Origin of the sequence: Streptomyces sp. NPDC012769, from assembly GCF_042901205.1 — a bacterium.
In the GTDB taxonomy this organism is placed as follows: Bacteria; Actinomycetota; Actinomycetes; order Streptomycetales; family Streptomycetaceae; genus Streptomyces.
Map to the genome: position 1 here is coordinate 156,320 of NZ_JBIBCP010000001.1, position 18,545 is coordinate 174,864.

General features: G+C 72.9%; 15 protein-coding genes. 13 read left to right on the forward strand and 2 right to left on the reverse strand.

Annotation, left to right across the window (positions count from 1 at the left end):
• The first annotated feature begins 221 nt into the window (after nt 1-221).
• From ACFY7C_RS00720 to ACFY7C_RS00775, 12 genes are all read left to right on the forward strand, one after another.
• The gene (locus tag ACFY7C_RS00720) at nt 222-1,910 is read left to right on the forward strand and encodes an isocitrate lyase/phosphoenolpyruvate mutase family protein (RefSeq protein ID WP_389641616.1); all 1,689 of its coding nucleotides are present in this window, start codon (nt 222-224) and stop codon (nt 1,908-1,910) included.
• Nucleotides 1,907-3,073: a phosphonopyruvate decarboxylase gene (gene aepY, locus ACFY7C_RS00725; RefSeq protein ID WP_389641618.1), complete on the forward strand. Its 1,167-nt coding sequence runs from the start codon at nt 1,907-1,909 to the stop codon at nt 3,071-3,073. Before ACFY7C_RS00720 ends, aepY begins: the two co-directional genes overlap by 4 nt.
• The gene (locus ACFY7C_RS00730) at nt 3,070-4,260 is read left to right on the forward strand and encodes a pyridoxal-phosphate-dependent aminotransferase family protein (protein ID WP_389641620.1); all 1,191 of its coding nucleotides are present in this window, start codon (nt 3,070-3,072) and stop codon (nt 4,258-4,260) included. Before aepY ends, ACFY7C_RS00730 begins: the two co-directional genes overlap by 4 nt.
• A complete protein-coding gene (locus ACFY7C_RS00735) occupies nt 4,257-6,011 on the forward strand; it encodes an Sden_1168 family B12-binding radical SAM P-methyltransferase (protein WP_389641622.1) in 1,755 nt (584 codons plus the stop codon). Before ACFY7C_RS00730 ends, ACFY7C_RS00735 begins: the two co-directional genes overlap by 4 nt.
• Entirely contained in the window at nt 5,998-8,262 is a 2,265-nt protein-coding gene (locus ACFY7C_RS00740; RefSeq protein WP_389641624.1) for an FAD/NAD(P)-binding protein, read from the forward strand. The genes ACFY7C_RS00735 and ACFY7C_RS00740 overlap by 14 nt, the downstream gene beginning before the upstream one ends.
• Nucleotides 8,259-9,086 carry an Sden_1164 family protein gene (locus tag ACFY7C_RS00745; RefSeq protein WP_389641626.1) on the forward strand — a complete coding sequence of 276 codons (828 nt, stop codon included), beginning with the start codon at nt 8,259-8,261 and terminating at the stop codon, nt 9,084-9,086. Before ACFY7C_RS00740 ends, ACFY7C_RS00745 begins: the two co-directional genes overlap by 4 nt.
• Nucleotides 9,087-9,459: 373 nt before the next feature.
• Complete coding sequence (locus ACFY7C_RS00750) at nt 9,460-10,251, forward strand: thymidylate kinase (RefSeq protein WP_389641628.1); 792 nt, start codon at nt 9,460-9,462, stop codon at nt 10,249-10,251.
• Nucleotides 10,248-11,612, forward strand: coding sequence for an MFS transporter (locus ACFY7C_RS00755; protein WP_389641630.1), 1,365 nt, complete (start codon nt 10,248-10,250; stop codon nt 11,610-11,612). The genes ACFY7C_RS00750 and ACFY7C_RS00755 overlap by 4 nt, the downstream gene beginning before the upstream one ends.
• Nucleotides 11,613-11,727: 115 nt before the next feature.
• Nucleotides 11,728-14,022: an asparagine synthase (glutamine-hydrolyzing) gene (gene asnB / locus ACFY7C_RS00760; RefSeq protein WP_389641632.1), complete on the forward strand. Its 2,295-nt coding sequence runs from the start codon at nt 11,728-11,730 to the stop codon at nt 14,020-14,022.
• Nucleotides 14,019-15,167 carry a type II CAAX prenyl endopeptidase Rce1 family protein gene (locus tag ACFY7C_RS00765; protein ID WP_389641633.1) on the forward strand — a complete coding sequence of 383 codons (1,149 nt, stop codon included), beginning with the start codon at nt 14,019-14,021 and terminating at the stop codon, nt 15,165-15,167. Before asnB ends, ACFY7C_RS00765 begins: the two co-directional genes overlap by 4 nt.
• The gene (locus ACFY7C_RS00770) at nt 15,164-15,943 is read left to right on the forward strand and encodes a hypothetical protein (RefSeq protein ID WP_389641635.1); all 780 of its coding nucleotides are present in this window, start codon (nt 15,164-15,166) and stop codon (nt 15,941-15,943) included. The genes ACFY7C_RS00765 and ACFY7C_RS00770 overlap by 4 nt, the downstream gene beginning before the upstream one ends.
• Complete coding sequence (locus tag ACFY7C_RS00775; protein ID WP_389641637.1) at nt 15,943-16,239, forward strand: PqqD family protein; 297 nt, start codon at nt 15,943-15,945, stop codon at nt 16,237-16,239. The genes ACFY7C_RS00770 and ACFY7C_RS00775 overlap by 1 nt, the downstream gene beginning before the upstream one ends.
• A gap of 88 nt (nt 16,240-16,327) precedes the next feature.
• Here the strand turns inward: ACFY7C_RS00775 and ACFY7C_RS00780 are convergent, their stop codons facing one another.
• Nucleotides 16,328-16,732, reverse strand: coding sequence for an STAS domain-containing protein (locus ACFY7C_RS00780; RefSeq protein WP_389641639.1), 405 nt, complete (start codon nt 16,730-16,732; stop codon nt 16,328-16,330).
• Nucleotides 16,733-16,847: 115 nt separating this feature from the next.
• Between ACFY7C_RS00780 and ACFY7C_RS00785 the strand changes: the two genes are divergently transcribed.
• Nucleotides 16,848-17,180, forward strand: coding sequence for a helix-turn-helix transcriptional regulator (locus ACFY7C_RS00785; RefSeq protein ID WP_389641641.1), 333 nt, complete (start codon nt 16,848-16,850; stop codon nt 17,178-17,180).
• A gap of 718 nt (nt 17,181-17,898) precedes the next feature.
• Here the strand turns inward: ACFY7C_RS00785 and ACFY7C_RS00790 are convergent.
• Complete coding sequence (locus ACFY7C_RS00790; protein WP_389641643.1) at nt 17,899-18,345, reverse strand: RICIN domain-containing protein; 447 nt, start codon at nt 18,343-18,345, stop codon at nt 17,899-17,901.
• Nucleotides 18,346-18,545: the final 200 nt, after the last annotated feature.

The window sequence follows — 18,545 nt, forward strand, 5'->3', positions numbered from 1 at the left end:
TCCCCGCCGGCCCGTGCGACGAGGCGGGGCGGGGCGGGCGGGCACCACGTGAGACATTTCCTGGTGTCCGGAGGAAGAGGGCGTCTATCGTCCCTCAGGAGCCGCGGAAAGAAAGCCTCTCCCGAATGCGGGACAAGGCGTCGCGGCACCATCGACATCTCGACCGGCCGGCCAAAGGCGGCATGCTGGTATCTGCCACCCTCGACCTCCGGGGAGTTCGTGTGGGCGTCATCGAAGACACGGTGGAGAAATTCGCCGAGCGGGAATTCCGGAATGCTTCCGCGACCTCTCCGGAATTCCGTAACGCGGAAAGGCGGTCGGGTCCCGCGCGGCTGAGGGAGCTGTTCGGCCGGCCCGGCGCGCTGCGCATCGTCGGGGCCCACAACCCCCTCGGCGCGCGCCTCGCCGAACGCGCGGGCTTCGACGGTGTCTGGTCGAGCGGCCTGGAGGTCTCGGCCTCCCAGGGTCTGCCCGACACGGACCTGCTGACGATGAGCGAGCTGCTCGCGGTGGCCGGCTCGATGGCGGCGGCGGTGGACATCCCGGTGGTCGCGGACTGCGACGCCGGCTACGGCAACGCCCTGAACGTGATGCACATGGTGCGCCGTTACGAGGCCGCCGGAGTGGCCGCGGTGTGCGTCGAGGACAAGCGGTTCCCCAAGGTGAACAGCTTCGTGCCGGGGCGTCAGGAGCTGGAGCCGGTGGAGGTGTTCGCCGGGAAGATCGCCGCGGCCAAGGCCGCCCAGCGCGACCCGGACCTGATGGTGATCGCCCGTACGGAGTCGCTGATCGCCGGCTGGGGCATGGACGAGGCGCTGCTCCGGGCCGACGCCTACGCGGCGGCGGGCGCCGACGCCGTCCTGATCCACGCCAAGGGCGCCTCGCCCGAGCCGGTGCTCGAGTTCCTCGAGCGCTGGCGGGGCCGGCTCCCGGTGGTCGTCGTGCCGACCACGTACCACACCGTCACCTTCGACGAACTGCGCGCGGCGGGCGCCAAGTTGGTCATCTACGCCAACCACGGCCTGCGGGCCGGGATCTCCGCCGTCAGCGAGGTGTTCGAGGCGATCCTCAGCGAGGGGCGCACCACCGGCTTCGAGGGGCGGATCGCACCGCTCGCGACCGTCTTCGACCTCCAGGGCATGGACCGGCTCAAGGCGGACGAGGCACGCTTCATCCCCGAGCCGGCGGGCCGGCACAGCGCCGTCGTCCTCCCGGCGGAGGGCTCCGGGCCGGCCCCCGCGGCCGGCGCCGATCCCCGGATCCGGGCCGTCCGCGCCGCGGGCGTGGGCACGGTGCTCCTGCCGTCCGGCGAGCCGGGCCACGACGCCCAGGCGCTGCTGGGCGCCGACTCCGGCGCGGCGCGCACGGCGGTGCTCGGCGGCACGACGGGGCCCGACGACCGGTGCCTGCGCGTGGCGCTCGCCGGGACGGACCCCATCGCGGTCGTGCACGGCCACCCCGCCGTCCACTCCCCCGGCCTCTCCGCCGTCTCGTCCGCGGCCCACTCCCCCGAGCCCTCCGCCGTCTTCTGTGCGGTCTTCTCCGCCGAGGCGTACGCGGCGCTGCGCGAGGCGGCCGCCAAGCGGATCGCGGACGGGCGACCCGACACCTCGCTCGCCGTCCTCGTCGAGGACCTGCGCGGACTCGGCTGGCCGGTCACGGGCCTCTCGGAAGAGGCGAGCGCAACGGGGGTGACCGCCACGGAAGCGGGCGCCACCGAAGCGAGCGCCAGGAACGCCGGCACCACGGAGGCGGGCGCCACGAAGTCGGGCGCCACGGAGTCGGCCGAGGCCCCGACGGCGGGCGGCGAGACCGCCGCACCGGGCCTCGACTCCCCCTCAAGCACACCGGCGACGGCGCGGGACGTCAGCGGCGCGAAGGCCCCGGAGCGCGCGGGAGCCGACGCGTGAGCGGGCCTGCCACCGACCCGGATACCACCACCACCGGGCTCGACCCCGTGGACGTGGTGGACGCCTTTCTGAGTGCGGACTTCGGCCCCTTCACCGGCGTGCCGTGCTCCTTCCTCGGGCCGGTCATCAGCTGTCTGGAGCAGGAGCATCCCGAGTCGTACCTGCTCGCCCACAACGAGGGCGAGGCGGTGGCCCTCGCCGCCGGGGCACGCCTGGCGGGCCGCCGACCCGTCGTCATCCTCCAGAACTCCGGGCTCGGCAACACCGTCAACCCCCTGACCTCGCTGACCCACACCCTCCGCGTCCCCGTGCTGCTCCTCGTCACCTGGCGCGGTCGCCCCGGTCATCCCGACGAGCCCCAGCACGAGCTGATGGGCCGGATCACCCCGCGGCTGCTGGACGAGATGGAGGTCCGCCACGAGCCGCTGCCCGCCGACCCGGCCGAGCTGCGCGCGCGGCTGGCCGTCGCCGCGGAGCACATGGACCGCACCGGGCTGCCGTTCGCCTTCGTCGTACCGCAACGGGCCATCGCCCCGTACGCCGCCCTCGGCGAGGGGAGGACGGCGCGGCATGCGGCCGGGGACGCCGGTCTGCTGTCGCGCGCGGAGGCGATCGGCGAGGTGATGCGGGTCCTGGACGACCGCGCGCTGGTCGTCGCGACGACCGGCAAGACCGCTCGTGAGCTGGAGCGCGACTGGGACCGGCCGGGGAATCTGTATGTGGTGGGCTCGATGGGCTGCGCTTCGAGCGTCGCCCTCGGGGTCGCCCTCCACACCTCCCCGGACCGCCCCGTCGTGGTCCTGGACGGGGACGGCTCGGCCCTGATGCGGCTGGAGGCGATCGCCGGCATCGGTCACCACTCCCCCGCCCGCCTCGTGCACGTCGTCCTCGACAACGCCGCCTACGAGTCGACCGGCGGGCAGCCCACCTCCTCGCCCGGCGTCGACTTCGCCCGCATCGCCCTGGCCTGCGGCTATCGCGGCGCCGAGGACGTGGACGACGGTCCGGGGCTGCGCGGGGCCGTCGCCGCGGCCCTGGCCTCCGCCGACGGTCCTCGGCTGATCCGGATGCGTATCGCACCGGGCTCCGATCCGCGCCTGGGCCGCCCCGCGCTCCGCCCGCCGGAGTCGGCGGCCCGTTTCCAGAAGGAGCTTGCCCGATGACCCGAACCCTCCGTCCGTCCGGGGCGGCGCTCCCCGGCCCCGTCGTCGGCCCCGTGGCCGGTGCCGTGGCCCCGCCGCGGCTGGTGCTCATGAACCCCGGGCCGGTGGTGGCCGACGAGCGGGTGCGCGCCGCGCTCGCGGGGCCGGACCTGTGTCACCGGGAGCCGGAGTTCACGGCGTTGATGGATCGGGTGCGCGACCGGGTGACCCGGATCTGCGGCGGCGGCCCGGAGCACACGTCCCTGATCCTCACCGGGTCGGGCACGGCGGCCGTGGAGGCGACGATCGCCTCCGCCGTCCCGGCGGACGGCGGTCTGCTGGCCCTCGACAACGGGCACTACGGCGAGCGGATGTACGAGATCGCGGGCGCCTACGGGCTCCGCCGGCGGCGGCTGGAGTTCGGCTGGGGCAGGCCCCTGGACCTCGCCGCCGTGGAGCGCGCCCTCGTCGCGGACCCGGCCCTCAGCCATGTGTCGGTCGTCCACCACGAGACCAGCACCGGCATGCTCAACGACATCGCCGGGATCGCCCGGATCGCCCGCCGGCACGGCCGCGAGGTCGTCGTGGACGCGGTCAGCAGTGTCGGGGCGGAGGACCTCGGCGTCGAACGGGACGGGATCGACTGGCTCGCCGGCTCCGCCAACAAGTGTCTGGAGGGCATGCCGGGCCTGAGCTTCGTCACCGCGCGACGGGTCGCGTTCGCGCGGGTCACGGGCCACCCGCCGCGCTCCTACTCCCTCGACCTCGGCCGGCACTACACCGCGCAGGAGACGGCGCGGGCACCGGCGTTCACGCCGGCCGTGCCCGCCTTCTACGCCTTCGACGCGGCGCTCGAACTGGCGTTGGCGGAGGGCGTCGCGGGGCGGGCCGCCCGCTACGGGCGGCTGGCCACCCTGCTGCGGGAGGGGCTGGAGGGCCTCGGCTTCGCCCTGCTGCTGCCGCCGCAGCACCGCGCGGTGGGCCTGACCGCGGTCGGGCTGCCGGACGGGATCTCGTACGACCAGCTGCACGGCCCGCTCAAGGCGGCGGGGTTCGTCATCTACGCCGCCCAAGGGCCGCTGGCGGAGCGCCACTTCCGGCTCTCCACCCTGGGCGCCCTGACCACCGAGGACATCAGCGGATTCCTCGACGCGCTGGCCCGGGTGCCGGCCGTCGCCGCACGCGAGCGTGAAGGAGGCAGCCGATGAGCCGGCCCACGGCCGACGGCCGACCCGAGCGACCCGAGCCGTCCCAGCTACCCGAGCAGTCCGAGCGACCCGAGCCGTCCGGGTCCCCCGCTCCCGAACTGCGCGTCCGACAGAACAAGTTGGACGACCACCTCCCGCTCGGCAGCGATCTGCGCCTCTACCTGGCGGAGAAGGACGAGACCGCCCGCGTGAAGCGGGACCGCAAGGACCCCTCGCTCGTCGCGTTCCGCCCGCCCCTCGGCAGGACACCGCGCACGCTGCTGGTGCAGCCGCCGATGTGCGTGTACGAGGGCGCCGTCAAGCGCGTGATCCCGCCCCTCGGCCTGTGCTACATCGCCGGCGCCCTGGAGCAGGAGGGCATCGACACCGACATCCTGGACTGCATCGTCGAGGGCATCGACGAGGAGGTGCCGGTCGCCGACGGCGTGTGGCGGCTCGGCATGTCCGAGGAGCGCTTCCGCGCCCACATCGCCGAGCACGACTACGACGTCGTCGGCTTCACCATGATCTACTCCTCCGATCTGCAGAACCTGTACCACTACGCGCGGATCGTGAAGGAGGTGCGTCCCGAGACCGTCGTCATCGCCGGCGGGCTGCACGCGAGCATCTACGCCCGCCGCTTCCTCCAGGACGCGGTCGTCGACGGCGTGCCCACCATCGACTTCGTCCTGCGCGGCGAGGGCGAGATCCGGCTCGGCGACTTCCTCCGGCACCTGGGCGACGGGCGCTTCGACCGCAACGCCGACGGCCTGGCCGGATGGCACGAGGGGAAGGTCTTCGCCAACCCCCAGCTCGCCCGGATCACCGACCTCGACGCCCTGCCGTTCCCGGCGTACCACAAGGTGCCCATGGAGCGGTACTTCGCGCACAACGTGCCCTTCTCGCCGTATCCGCGGGGCAAGCGGGTCATGCAGATCTACACCTCCCGCGGCTGCCCGGTCGGCTGCACCTTCTGCTCCAGCACCAACTTCTCCAAGGCGTACATCGCCCGCTCGGTGGACAACGTCATCGCGGAGATGGAGCACTACAAGGAGGTGTACGGCGCCGACGAGATCCAGTTCGCCGACGACAACCTGACCTTCGACAAGAAGCGGGCCGCCGAACTCTTCGAGCGGATGGTCCCGTTGGAGCTGCCCTGGTGCACGCCCAACGGCATCATGGTCAACACCCTCAGCCCTCCCCTCGTGGACAGGATGGTGGCCTCCGGCCTCTACCAGATCACCCTGTCCCTCGACAGCGGCAGCGCCGAGACGCTCCGGCAGCACCACCGCAAGCCCGTCGACCTGACCCGCGTCCCCGACCTGATGGAGTACGTCAAGGACCTGGACGTCCTCATGCACGGCACGCTCGTCGTGGGCATGCCCGGGGAGACGGAGGAGCAGATCCAGGAGGGCTTCGCCTACGTGGAGTCGCTTCCGTTCCACTCGATCAACGTCTTCATCGCCCAGGCCATCCCCGGTTCGGAGCTGTTCGAGCGGGCGGTGAGCAACGGGACCATCACCTACGAGGGCGCCCTGCACATCGACACCGCGCGTTCCACGCTGCGCCTCGCCTCGATCGCGCCCGACCGCCTGGAGGCGCTCGTCGAGGACTTCCTGGCGCGCTACAACAAGGCCATCTACCGGCGTGATCCCGAGGCGTGGGAGCGCAAGTACGCCGAACATCGCGAGCGCATGGCGAGGATCTGCGTGGGACGCGCCTCGGCCATCACCTCCAAGATCATCGAGGCGGGCGACGTTGTTCCTTCCTGAGACCCCCGGCGCCGACCCGGCAGGCCCTCCGCGGCGGTCGGACGCGCCCTTCCGCCTCGTCGTCGTCGGCGGCGGCCCCAGTGCCACGTACTGCCTGGAACGCCTCTCCGCGACGGTGGGCCGACTCGGCGCGGACGGCCGGCTAGACGTCGATGTCTTCGAGCGGAGCGGCGAGTTCGGGGCCGGTCGGGTGCACAGCTGGTCGCAGCCGGCCACCAGTTTCCTCAACCGCATCACCGGCCAGGTCGCCTTCGCGGCCGACGAGTCGGTGACCGGCGCCGGCCCGCTGCGCGAGCGCGCGGCCCGCCCCACCCTCTACGAGTGGTGCCGCCGCAAGTACGCCGAGACCGGCGACCCCGACTTCGACCTGCGGCCCGAGGACTGGCCGAAGCGGTACGTCCACGGCCTGGCGCTCAAGGAGATGTTCGCGTCGTACGTGTCGGAGCTGCGCGCCCACCCAGGGGTGAGCGTCCGGCTGCACACCGCCGAGGTCACCGACATCCGGCGGTCCGGTGACGCGCTGGAGGCCGTCACCGCCGACGGCGACCGTTTCCCGGCCGACCACGTGCTGCTGCTGACCGGGCACTCCCACAACCGGGCCGACAGCGACCCGCGGACGCGGCGGCTCGCCGCCTTCGCCGAGCGGACCCGGGCGACCTACGTCCCGTACGCCTACCCGCTCGACGCCACCCTGCCGGCGACGGTCTCGGGGCCGGACTCGGTCGTCGGCTGCGCCGGACTCGGCCTCACCGCGATCGACGAGATCCTGCACCTCACCGAGGGGCGGGGCGGCGTCTTCCGCACCGGCCCGGACGGCCGGACCCGCTACCGGCCGAGCGGCCGTGAGCCGCTGCTCGTCGTGGCCTTCAGCGACACGGGCCTGTTCACCTACGCCCGGCCGCACAACCACAAGGAGCGGGACCCCGAACGCCTGGAGCACCGCGGGGTGTTCCTCACGGAGGAGGCCGTGGACCGGCTCCGTGCCTCCGTCGGCGTCCCGGCCCGGCTGCACGGAGCCCCGCGGCACCAGCTCGACTTCGAACGGCACGTCCTGCCGGTCGTGGTCCTGGAGATGGCGTATGTCCACTACGCCACGCTGTTCGGCCCCGGGGCGGCGGCCTACCTGGCCGCCTGCGCCCGGCCCGCCTGGCGGGACTTCGTCCACGGCAGGCCGCGCGAGGACGACGAGCCGCTGCTCGCCCCGCTGCGCGCGGCGGTGCGGGAGATCGCCGACGGCCTGACGGCCGCCCTGGCGAAGGGGCCCGACGCCGTCGGGGAGCGGCCGTGGCCGGTGCGCGCCACCCTGCTGCGCTGGATCCACGTCGTGTACGGGCCCGAGGCCGCCGCCGAGGCCGCCGGTCTCGCGGACGCTCCCGGCGCTCTCGCCGCGTTCCTGCGGGGCCGGACCTCCCCGTGGCGGCTGGACACCGACCCGTACGGCAACGTGTTCAGCTGGGAGGCCCTGGTCGATCCGATTCCGGCCGCCGCCTGTCGCGACCGCTCCGCCTACCGCGCCGCCGTCCTGGAGTTCATGGCCCGCGACCACCTGTGGGCCGCCCAGGGCAACCTCGACAACCCGCACAAGGCGGCGGCCGATGGGGTGTGGCGCGACCTGCGCGGGGTGATCGGCCGGGCGATCGACCACGCGGGGCTGACCCCGGACTCCCACCGGCTGTTCCTCGACCGCTACATGCGCCACCACAACAAGCTCGCCAACGGTGCCGCCCTGGAGGTCATGGAGAAGATGCGGGCGCTGGTGGAACACGGGCTGCTGGACGTGGGCACCGGACCCGGCGCCCGGGTGGAGCCCGACGCCGCACGCGAGCGCTTCCGCGTGGAGGGGCCGAGGACCGGTTCCGTCGCGCTGGTCGACACGCTCGTCGACGCCCGCGTCCACGCCTTCTCGCCCCATCGTGACGTGCTGCCGCTGTACCGGAACCTGCTGGCCGGCGGACTCGTACGGCTGTGGCGCAACGACGCCGACGACGGCTCGTCGTTCGCGCCGGGTGGGCTCGACCTGACCGCCCGCTTCCACCCGGTGCGCGACGACGGCACGACCGAGGAGCGGATCACCGTCCTCGGACCGCCGTCCGAAGGCGTCATGTTCTTCCAGCTGGGCGCCCTCCGGCCGCACCAGGACCATCACGTGATGCGGGACGTGCTGACCTGGCTCGACGATTTCTGGGAGTCCTGGGCGGCCCGATCCGCCCCGGCCGGCGACTCCGCTCGACCGAGAGAGGTTCTGACATGACCCGGGCCGTCGTCATTCTGGCCGCCGGCGCCAATCGGCGCATGGGGGACTTCACTCCGGTGCCGAAAGCACTTCTCCCGCTCGACCCGGAGGAAAAGGAATCTCCGACCTTTCTCGGTCGCGCCGTCGAATTGTTCAGGGCCACCGGCGCGGATCGCGTCCTCGTCGTCGTGAACGCGTCGACGGCCCGCCATTTCGCCGCGTACGCCGAGGAGGGGGTGGAGCTCGTGGTGGCCGGGGACGACGGCGCCCCGACCGGGTCGAGCGTCAGCATGCTCGCCGGCCTCGACGCCGTCCTGCGGCACCATCCCGACGGCGCCGACACGCTCGTGACGGACGCCGACGTGGTGTACGAACGGGCCCTGCTGGAACAGGTGGTCGCGCGCTGCGACGCCTCCCGCCTCTTCACCGTCGACCGGGTCACCGGGGACGGCGAGGAGGTCCGGGTCTACGGCGCGCCGGACGGGACACCCGCGCTCATCGGCAAGGGCATGGGCGGCGAGGTGTCGCGCGGCCTCGAACTGCTGGGCGAGAGCCTGGGGATCATCCATGTGGCCGCCGCCGACCTGCGCGCCTGTGCCGCGCTGACCCGCTGGATGGTCGGCGACCCGCCGGCCTCGCCCCCGTACGGCTACAGCCGGCGGCTGTCGGAGCACGAGGAGGTCTGGCAGTACCTCTTCGGTCTGCGCCGCCTGGGGGTGGCGCGACTCCCCGGCGACCTGCTGTTCTCCGAATGCGACTTCCCCGAGGACTACCGCCAGGTCGTCGAGGTGCTCTATCCGGCGATCCGGCAGCGCGACACCGTCGCGTCGCCGGCCGGCTGACCCTCCCTCACCGCCCCACCGCCCGCGGGGCCACCGTTTCCGCAGAAAAGCACAAAGGCTTTTTCGGCATGCCTGAAAACAGCCGGATAAATGCCTTTGAATTTCTCCCGGAAAAGCATTGACCAGGCCCCCACGGAATCCCCTAGAGTTCTCGGCGGAGCGAGATCCGATCGATCTCCCCGAGAAGTCCCGATGAAAGGAGGTGGATCACCATGAAGAAGTACATCAAGCCGCAGGCGAAGAAGGTCAGCTTCGGCGCCGTCCTCGCGAACGTCCTGTAACGCGAGAGCAGTCCAAGGGTGCCGTGCCCGAAACGACCAGTGTTCCGGGCACGGCACCGGCTCATGTCCGAGGCGGAAAGGAAACCCCCACCGTGTTGCTCGCACTGACCGGTACCGACGGGACGGGCAAGTCCACGGTCACCCGAGCGGTCGTCTCCACCCTGTGCGCCCGAGGGTACCGCGCCCGCGTGGTGGACCGCTGGGACATCGTCGCCGGCCCCGGCTTCCCCTCCGCCTCCTTCCTCCCCGACGACGTACCCGGCATCCGTTCCTGCGTGGCCGACATGCCGGTCGTCCCCCGCTTCCTCTTCCTGATGTGGTCCATGGGCATGGCGCTCCAGGCCGGCCGCCCGGCCGCCGACGACGAGGTGCTCGTCCTCGACGGCTACTGGATGAAGCACGCGGCGGCCGAGACCGCCTACGGCCTGGACGAGTCCTGGGTACGGGGCGTGGTGTCCGCCCTTCCCGTGCCGGACGTCACCGTCCGGCTGCGCCTTCCGCTCGAGGACGCCTGGGCCCGCAAGCAGGGCGACCTGGTGCCGTACGAGTGCGGCATGGACCCGTCGACGAGCCGCGCCGCGTTCCTCGCCCATCAGCGCGCGATCGCGGACCGGCTGGACGCGTGGGGGGCCGAGCTCGGCTGGACGGGCGTCACGGCCGACGCGCCGCCGGCCCTGGTCGCCGCGGAGGTGGCCGACATCGCCTGCGCGGTTCTCGCGCCGAATGCCACCCGGGACGCGCCCCGGAGCGCGACGCGGGGCACCGCCCCGTACGCGCCCTCGTACGCCCTCCCGTCCGGTGTCGGCTGCGCCATCGCGCCCGGTCGAAGCGGGGCCGGGCTCCGCACCGCGGTCGTCCCGACGCGCACGGAGTGCCTCGCATGAGCACGGACGCCGGATCCGGCGCGACTGCCGGTGCCGACACCGGATCCCGCACCGGCACGGAGACCGGCACCAAAGCCGGCACCGACACGGAGTCCGGCAGCGGCGTCTCCCCCGGCTCGGTCCGGGACGCCGAACACGCCATCGCCAAGCGCCGGTTCACCAGCATGTGGATCGGCGAGGGAGTCAGCGCCGTCGGCGCCCGGATCACCGCCGTCGCCGTTCCGCTCCTCGCCGTGACCACCCTGCGCGCGCCCGACTGGCAGGTCGGCGCCCTGGTCGCCACCGAAGGGGCCTGCTACCTCCTGCTCGGCCTGCACGCCGGAGCCTGGGTGGACCGCAGACGGCGCCGGCCGGTGCTCGTCGCCACCAGCCTGGCCAGGGCGGCGCTGCTCGCCCTCGTCCCGGTCACGCTCGCCCTCGACGTGCTGAGCATGCCGCTGCTCATCGGGCTCTCCTTCGCGCTCGCCGCGCTCACCATGGTCTTCGATCTCGCCCTGTTCGCCTTCGTCCCGCTCGTCCTGCCGCGGACGCTGCTCACCTGGGGCAACTCCCGTCTCAACGGCACCGATTCGGTCGCCCGCGCCGCCGGGCCCGCCCTGGCCGGCGCCCTGATCCGGTTCACGGGCACCCCCCTCGCCCTCGCCGTCAGCGCGGCCGGATACCTCGTCAGCGCCCTGGGCGTGCGCCTCGTGCCCGTACGGGAGGAGCCGAAGCCCCGTCGCGCGGACGGGCAACCCCGCCGGCCCATGCGCCGGGACATCCTCGACGGGCTGCTCTTCCTGCGCGGCGAACGGCTGCTGCTGCACCTGTCGGTGCTTTCCTGCCTGTACAACGTCTTCGCCACCGTCGTCCTCGCCGCGCTCGTCCCCCACCTCGTGCGTGACCGCGGCCTCGGCCCGACCGCCGTCGGTCTGGTCTTCGCCGCCGCCGGGCTCGGCGGGGTCGTCGGCGCGGTGCTCGTCGGCCGCCTCGGCGGCAGGGCACTCGGCACCAGCCTGTGGACCTGGCCGACCGTCGCCCTGATCGGCGGGCTGGCCGTGCCGTGGGGGCACGGCGCGACCGCCGCCCTCTGCGCCGGCTTCGCCTTCTTCTCCGTCGGCGTGGGCGAGGTCGTCTACAACACGGCGGCGACCACGCTCCGGCAGAGCCGCACACCGGCCGACATGCTCGGGCGACTGCGCAGCGCGCTGCGCACCGCCTCCTTCAGCGGCGGCGTCCTCGGCGGGCTCGGCGGCGGCTTCCTGGCCGGCGCCACGTCGGCGCAGACCGCGCTGGTCGTCGGAAGCGCCGGCTCCTTGCTGGTCTTCCTCGTCGCGGGTCTCACCCCGGTGCGCACGGCCACCGCCGACGACACCGACTGACCCGCCCACGCCCGCACGGCCCCCCGTGGGGCGTCCACCCGTCCCTCGTCCCCGTCCCCCGCCCCTCCGACCTGGCCCACGACGGCAAGGCACCGGCACGACAGAGAGGTTTCCCATGTGCGGCATCGCCGGACTCGTGCGTACGGACGGCTCCGAACTGGCCCCCGGCGCGAGCGCCGTCCTGGGCGACATGGCCGCGGTGCTCGCCCACCGGGGCCCCGACGACGAACGGCTCGCCCTGTTCGGGCCGGTCGGCTTCGCCTTCCGGCGCCTCGCGGTCGTCGACCCGCAGGGCGGCGCGCAACCGCTGGTCAGTGACGACGGTGACCTGGTCCTCGTCGTCAACGGGGAGATCTACAACCATCGCGAGCTGGCCGCGCGCCTGCCGGGCGTCCGGCTGCGCACCCGCTCGGACTGCGAGGTGCTGCTCCACCTCTACCGGGCGCACGGCCTGCGGTTCCTCGACGACGTCCAGGGCATGTTCGCGCTGGCCCTGTGGGACCGGCGGCGCGGCCGGCTGCTGCTCGGCCGCGACCGGTTCGGTGTCAAACCGCTGTTCCTTCACCGCGACGGCGAGCGCACGGCCTTCGCCTCGGAGCTGAAGGCGCTGTTCGCGGACCCGGCCACCCCCCGCTCGGTCGACTGGTACGGCGCGCTCGCCGACCCCCTGCTGTCGGCGACGCCGGTCCTCACCGACGCACCGCCCACCAGTTGGTTCCGGGACATCGAGCAGGTCGCGCCCGGCACCCTCCTGGAGATCGTGCCGGCGAGCGGCGCGGTGCGCGAGCACCGCTACTGGAGCCTGCCGCGGCCCGGGGCGGGCCCTGCCGCAGAGGAGCGCGCCGCCGCCGCGACCGAGGGGCGCACCTCTGCCGACGAGCGCACCGCCGCCGCGTTCGTGGCCGGCTACCGCGAGCTGCTGGAGTCCTCGGTCACCGCGTGCATGGCCGCGGACGCCGAGATCGGCGTGTTCCTCAGCGGCGGCATCGACTCGGCGCTGGTGGCGGCGATCGCCGCCCGTACCGCGTCCGTGCACACGTTCACCGTGCTCAGCGGCAGCACGCTCGCCAATGGCGACGCCGAACACGCCCACCGGGTCGCCGGGCGGCTCGGACTCCCGCACCACCAGGTCGTGTTCGGGCCCGAGCGGGTCCCGGACGCCGAGGAGTGGAAGCGGCTGCTGTGGCTCACCGAGACGCCCCTGTGCGGTCCGGAGCAGTGGTACAAGGCCGAGCTCCACCGCTACGCCCGCGCCACCCGCCCGGACCTGAAGGTGATTCTGGTCGGCCAGGGCAGCGACGAGTTCAACGGCGGCTACTCGGTGGGCATCGGCGGCGGGGAGTGGCAGGACTTCCTCGGCGGACTCGACCAGATGGCGCGGCGGCGCGCACTGCACGCCCGGCCGGCACTCGCCGCCTGGTGGGAACACGGCGGCCCGCCCCTGCTCTCGCCCCGTGTCCTGAGCGACGCCGTGCCCGGCCTGTTCACCGATCCGTACGCCGGTTACGTACGCGGGAAGTACCGTGACCTCCAGCAGTACAACTGCTGGCACGAGGACCGGACCGCGGCCGGCAGCGGCACCGAGACCCGGGTGCCCTTCCTGGACCACCGGATCGTCGAACTCCTCGCGCGGATCCCGGCCGCGCTGCGCGCGACGCTGCTCACGGACAAGCGGATCCTGCGCGCGGCCGCCGCCGGCATCCTGGCCCCGGACATCGCCGAACGTCCCAAGGTGCCCTTCTTCCACGGCGAGGGTCGCCGGCACGCCTTCCGTACGGTGATCGCGGCCCTCGCCCGCGACGGCGACGCCCTGCTGGAGGAGGCCCTGGCGGCCCCCGGCGCCCGCGAGTTCCTCGACGCCGACGCCGCCCGGGCGACCTTGCGCGCGCTGGAGGCCGATCCGGAGGCCACCCACGTGGAGTTCCTGCTCCGGCTGGTGAACCTGGGCCTGCTGGAGACGATGGCCGCCGGCTTCCGTCCCGCGCCGCTCCGCCCGCTGGAGCTGGCGCTTCCCGAGACCCTGCCGGTCGCGGACTGGGACGCGGAGGCCGACGGGATCGCCGAACGGGTCGCCCCGCGACCGCCGCTCGACCTGGACCTCGTCCCGGCCTTCCGGGAGGACGTCCTGCTCGTCCACGCGGCGGCCCTCGACACGCCCTGGCTGCTGCTGGTGGACGGCGCCGTCGAGTACGTCCTGGACGAGGACGACGATCCGGCCTGGCTCGCCTTCGTACGCTCGATGGGAGAGGGCCGGCGCCTGAAGGAGGTCCTGGACCGGGCCGGCCTGCCCCTGGAGGCGGTACGAGAGGTCCTGCTCGACGTGGTCGGCAGCGGGCTCGTCACCCTGACCCCGGGGACCCCGGACGACTCGGAGGCGGCCGGGACGGCGCCCTCGCAGGAGCCGGCATGACGAGCGCGCCGGGACGCGGGACGGCGGCGGGAGCGGCGGCGGACGCGGGATCGATGGCGGACGCGGGAGCCACGCAGAGCACCGGAGCGACGCGGGGTGCCGGCGCCTCGGCTGACGCCCGAGCCACGGCGCCCACCGGAGCGGCGCGGGACGCGGGAGCGGCGCCGGCCACGGCGGACGCCGGAGCGACGCGGGCCAACGGAGCGGCGCGGGACGCGGGAGCGGTGCCGGGCACGGCCGACGCAAGCCCGGTCACGGCGGACACCGGCCTGGACACGGGTGACACTCGTTCGGCCCCTGCCCCTGACCCGGCCGCGGCCGGCGCCGTCGGCGCCCGGTTGCGCCGCCTCGCCGCCGGCTCGTTCGACCGGTCCGCGTGGCCGTTGGACCGGGAGCGCACCACGGCCGCCGCCTGTGTCATCGCCTTCTGCGCGGCGCTGTTCGCCCAGGGCGGCGCCGCCCGCTGGGTCGCGGCCGCCCTCGTGCTCGACGTGCTCCTCGCGGCGCTGCCCTGGCGGACTCCCCGCGCCGGCCGGAGCGGACCGAGCTTCTGGGCCGAGACGCTGTGCGGGATCGCGGTGCCGGCGGGCGCGGGCGTCGCGGCCCTCATGGGCGGCCTCGCCTGGGGCACGGAGGCGGCCGACTGGTGGTGGTACGTGGTCGCGGTCGGCGTCGGGGCGGTCCTGGTGCTGACCGGGGGCATGAACCTCAAGGCCCTCGTCTCGGGCGACCTGGCCTTCGTGTACGGCCCCACGCCGCGGTCCCACGCGCTGGCGCGCGTGACGGCGAGCACGGTCTCCCCCCTGGGTGAGGAACTCGTCTTCCGGGGCGTCGTCCTCGCGTCCGCCGCCGGCGTCGGCGCCGGCGTCGGCGGCACGGGCAGCGGTGGCACCGGCGGGGCCTGGTCCCTCGGCCTGCTCGCGGCCATCGCGTTCGTCGCCCGCCACCACCTGCCGGCCGGCCAGAACCGCCGTGGTTCGTCCCGTGCCCTGCTGGCCGAGATCACGGCGGCCGGCCTGCTGCTCGCGCTGGTGGCCGCCTCCGGGTCCGTCTGGCCCGCCCTGCTGGCCCACGCGCTCAACAACGCCCCCTCCGTCGTCTTCGAGCTCCAGCGGGAGCGGCCCGCCGAAAGGAAGGAACCATGACAGAGATCCACGGAGTGTCCCTCGCGGCACTGCGCGACCAGGGGGCCCTGCCCTCCTCCCACCACTGCGTCTATCTCAGCGGCTCGCTGGTCCGGGGCTGGGGCAACGCGCTCAGCGACGTCGACGTGTACGTCATCACGGACGAGGACTGGAGCAGCCCGACCGCCGAACTCGGGCACGTCGCCCTGGAACCCGACACCCTGCCCGTGGAGATCCGCTACGTCGACGGGCGGCGCTGGGACATCGAGTACTGGCGCGAGACGCAGATCGACCAGGTGCTCGCCAAGGTCGACTGGTCGGTGCTCGACGGCTCCAAGGCCGCCGGCAACCGGCTGTCCTCCGACGAGCTGTACTTCCTGGAGCGACTGTCGTACGCCGCCGCCGTCTCGGGCGACGACTGGCTCCGGGAGCGCAAGGAGCAGCTGGACAAGTCCGCGATGCGGTCCGTCCTGGTGGCGCGCTCCCTGAACAACGCCGACACCTACACCCAGGACGTCATCGGCCAGCTCGAGGCCGGGGACGTGGAGAGCGCGGTCCTGTCGACCAAGATCGCGTTCGGTCACGCCGTCGACGCGCTGGTCGCCGCGGCGGGTGAGTACGGCCTCAACCCGAAGTGGCGGGCCCGCCGATTCCGCGCCGCCGCGCCCGGGCTGCTCACGTTCGAGGAGTACTGGTCCGTCGAGAACATGCACCGCTACGACCCCTCCGACCCGCGTGCGTGGGTGGAGGAAGCCCTTGAGATCTGCCAGCGAATCTCCCTGGAGGTGTCCGTCTGATGACCACGGAACAGACCGCCGTGCCCCTCACCGAGACGTCCGTACCGAGCCGTCGCCTGGACGCGCGCACCCGCCGTACCCGGTCCGGCATGCTGATCGCGGGTCCGGACCAGGCGTTCGAACTGACCGAGACCGCCGCCGAGATCTGGACGCTGCTGGACGGCAGGCGCACGGTCGCGGAGATCGGTCGCAAGCTCGCGGAGACGTACGACATCGACGCGGAGACGGCGACGAACGACGTGCTGGAGATCCTGGAGACGCTGGCCGGCTCGCAGGTCATCACCGTCACCGCCTGAGGGACGCCTCGAGCGGCCGCCCGTGCCGTGGGGAGAGCGCCGGCCTTCCCACGGCACGGGCCGGGCCCTCCCGTGGAGCACCCGTCGCTCACGCTGCGACGGCGTCGTCGACCGATTCGTGAATGTGCAGGACGCCGTCGACGGCGGTGATCTCGCACAGGCGCCGGACCTGCGCCGAGGGCGCCGCCACGCGCAGCTTTCCCGTCCGGTGGGTGAGGATCATCAGATTGAGGAAGGACGAGTCCGCGAAGGTGACCCCGGAGGCGTCCAGAACCACCTTCCTGTGCGTCTCGGCTGCCCGCTCCAGTGCGGCGGCCAGGGGCCCGGTGGACTCCATGTCGTAGGCGCCGCGCGCTTCGACGACCTGGGCCCCGCGGTACTCGTACCGGAGCACCACGTTCTGCTGTGACGGATCCTCGGTGCCCTGTCCCGGGATGGGATTCCTGCTGGGCGTGGTCAGGAGTGCGGACGCGGGGGCTTCATCCCAGGGCACTCTCGGACTCCCTCCAGGGTGTTCCCTCCACGGGAGGGAAGGTACGACATCGGATACAGGAAACCTATGTCATGTAATTGTGTTCCGGCAACCTGGGTCGCGTAAAATTCCCCGCATGGTTGGAGCCTCTGAATCCCACACCGGATGGACGTTCATCACGAACCACGCGCGTGTACTGGCCGCGATCGCGGACAACCCGAACGTCCGCATACGTGACATCGCCGCCCGCTGCCGGCTCACCGAGCGCGCCGTCTCGCGGATCATCGCCGACCTCGAGCAGGACGGTTACCTCTCCCACACCAGGGAAGGGCGCACGAACACGTACCGCATAGAGCCGGGCAAGGTGCTGCGGCACCCGGCCGAAGCCGGCCTCCCGCTGGCCTCGTTGCTGTCCCTGCTGGTGCAGGACGAGTCCGAGCGCACCAGCCAGCATCCGCTCGTCCACTAGTCCGGCTCGCTCGGTCCTCGACGTCGGCATGCAGACGACCGTGTTCGCACGGTCCTTCCACCGACAAGCCCGGTGTCCGGCTGTTCAGGCCGCCGGCGCTGACCGGGTTCTGGCGCTTGCCGCGCTGGGCACCCGGCGGGCCCTCACATGGACCGCGGCTCAGCCCCCCGTCACGGGCCGGGGCGCGTACGGCTCGGCCGCACCGTCGCCGCGGCGCCCGCCACGGTGACCACGGCCGCGAAGACCAGCCATGCCGACCCCGAGGTCGGAGCCTTGGCGAGCGCGGCCCGGTGGGGCCGGCCCCGGACGCCGGTGCCGCGGTGACTTCCGGATCGGCGCCGGAGCCCGCTCGCGGGTCCGGTTCCGCGATGGCGGTGACGAACTCCGTGACGATGCCGTCCGCCCGAGCCGCGTCCTGCGGCACCCTCAGCCGCAAGGCCGTCTCCAGCCCCAGCCCGAGCGGTTCACCAGCCCGCCGCCGAACCGCAGGTGCTCCGGTGCGCTGTGGAAGGCCCGCGCCGTCAGCTCGAACTGTGCCAGCTCGTCGCGCGCGGCCACCGCCGTTCCGTGCTGTCATGGTGCCACCGGTTGTCTCGCGCGCTCACCTGACCGGCGCCGACACCCGAGCCAGGAGAACAACGCCTCAGAGCTCTGACCAGGGCCCGGTTCTATGCTCCGGCGCTCGGATCAGGCGCATAGGCCCGCTGCTCGCATGCTGTCAGGACCAGTGAGCCCTGTTGGTGTAGCCATAGCCCATCCACGTCTGCTCACCGGTTCGGCTGGCCTCAACGTAAAGCCCGTCGCGCCGCAGCTGGATCTTGCCGTTGCTGACGTTGAAACGCTGATTCGCGTTGTGCTTGCAGTTCCAGAGGATGGGCGCGCTGTTGTCGACCGGCGAATCGAGACACAGGCCGAGGTTGTAGGAGGGGTGGATGTACCAACCGCCCTCCGGAGCCTTCTCCATGCACCAGTACTGATTGGCCCTACCGTTCCAGTGCCATGTGATGACCTTTGTTCCCTTGCCGCCTGCCCCCTTGGCGTCGAGATAGGTGCCGGTGTAGGCGTTGCGGTAGGTGTTCCTCTGCTCGCACTGATTCGCCGCTGTCGTCACGCCGTCGGAGGCGAGGGCCGGGACTGCTCCCGCAGTGATCAGCGCGCTCGTCATCGCCATTGCTGTAATGAGTCGTTTCACTGTTCCCCCGTAAGAGCTTCGGTCCAGAATGACGCTCCGCCACCCCGTGGCGGACAGTTACAGACACGCAGTGGCCGGCAGTTGCGGGACTGCATCCGCAGCCGAACCAGGCGCCGCTGTAGGAGCCAAACGTTACGGACCTTCTCCTTCAGGTGTCATACAGCGCCAGTTGG

Excerpts from the sequence above, each read along its gene's own strand:
- ACFY7C_RS00755 (WP_389641630.1), top strand. The coding sequence starts at position 10,248 with ATGAGCACGGACGCCGGATCCGGCGCGACTGCCGGTGCCGACACCGGA.
- ACFY7C_RS00775 (WP_389641637.1), top strand. The coding sequence starts at position 15,943 with ATGACCACGGAACAGACCGCCGTGCCCCTCACCGAGACGTCCGTACCG.
- ACFY7C_RS00735 (WP_389641622.1), top strand. The coding sequence starts at position 4,257 with ATGAGCCGGCCCACGGCCGACGGCCGACCCGAGCGACCCGAGCCGTCC.
- ACFY7C_RS00765 (WP_389641633.1), top strand. The coding sequence starts at position 14,019 with ATGACGAGCGCGCCGGGACGCGGGACGGCGGCGGGAGCGGCGGCGGAC.
- ACFY7C_RS00745 (WP_389641626.1), top strand. The coding sequence starts at position 8,259 with ATGACCCGGGCCGTCGTCATTCTGGCCGCCGGCGCCAATCGGCGCATG.
- asnB (WP_389641632.1), top strand. The coding sequence starts at position 11,728 with ATGTGCGGCATCGCCGGACTCGTGCGTACGGACGGCTCCGAACTGGCC.
- ACFY7C_RS00730 (WP_389641620.1), top strand. The coding sequence starts at position 3,070 with ATGACCCGAACCCTCCGTCCGTCCGGGGCGGCGCTCCCCGGCCCCGTC.
- ACFY7C_RS00770 (WP_389641635.1), top strand. The coding sequence starts at position 15,164 with ATGACAGAGATCCACGGAGTGTCCCTCGCGGCACTGCGCGACCAGGGG.
- ACFY7C_RS00790 (WP_389641643.1), bottom strand. The coding sequence starts at position 18,345 with ATGACGAGCGCGCTGATCACTGCGGGAGCAGTCCCGGCCCTCGCCTCC.
- ACFY7C_RS00785 (WP_389641641.1), top strand. The coding sequence starts at position 16,848 with ATGGTTGGAGCCTCTGAATCCCACACCGGATGGACGTTCATCACGAAC.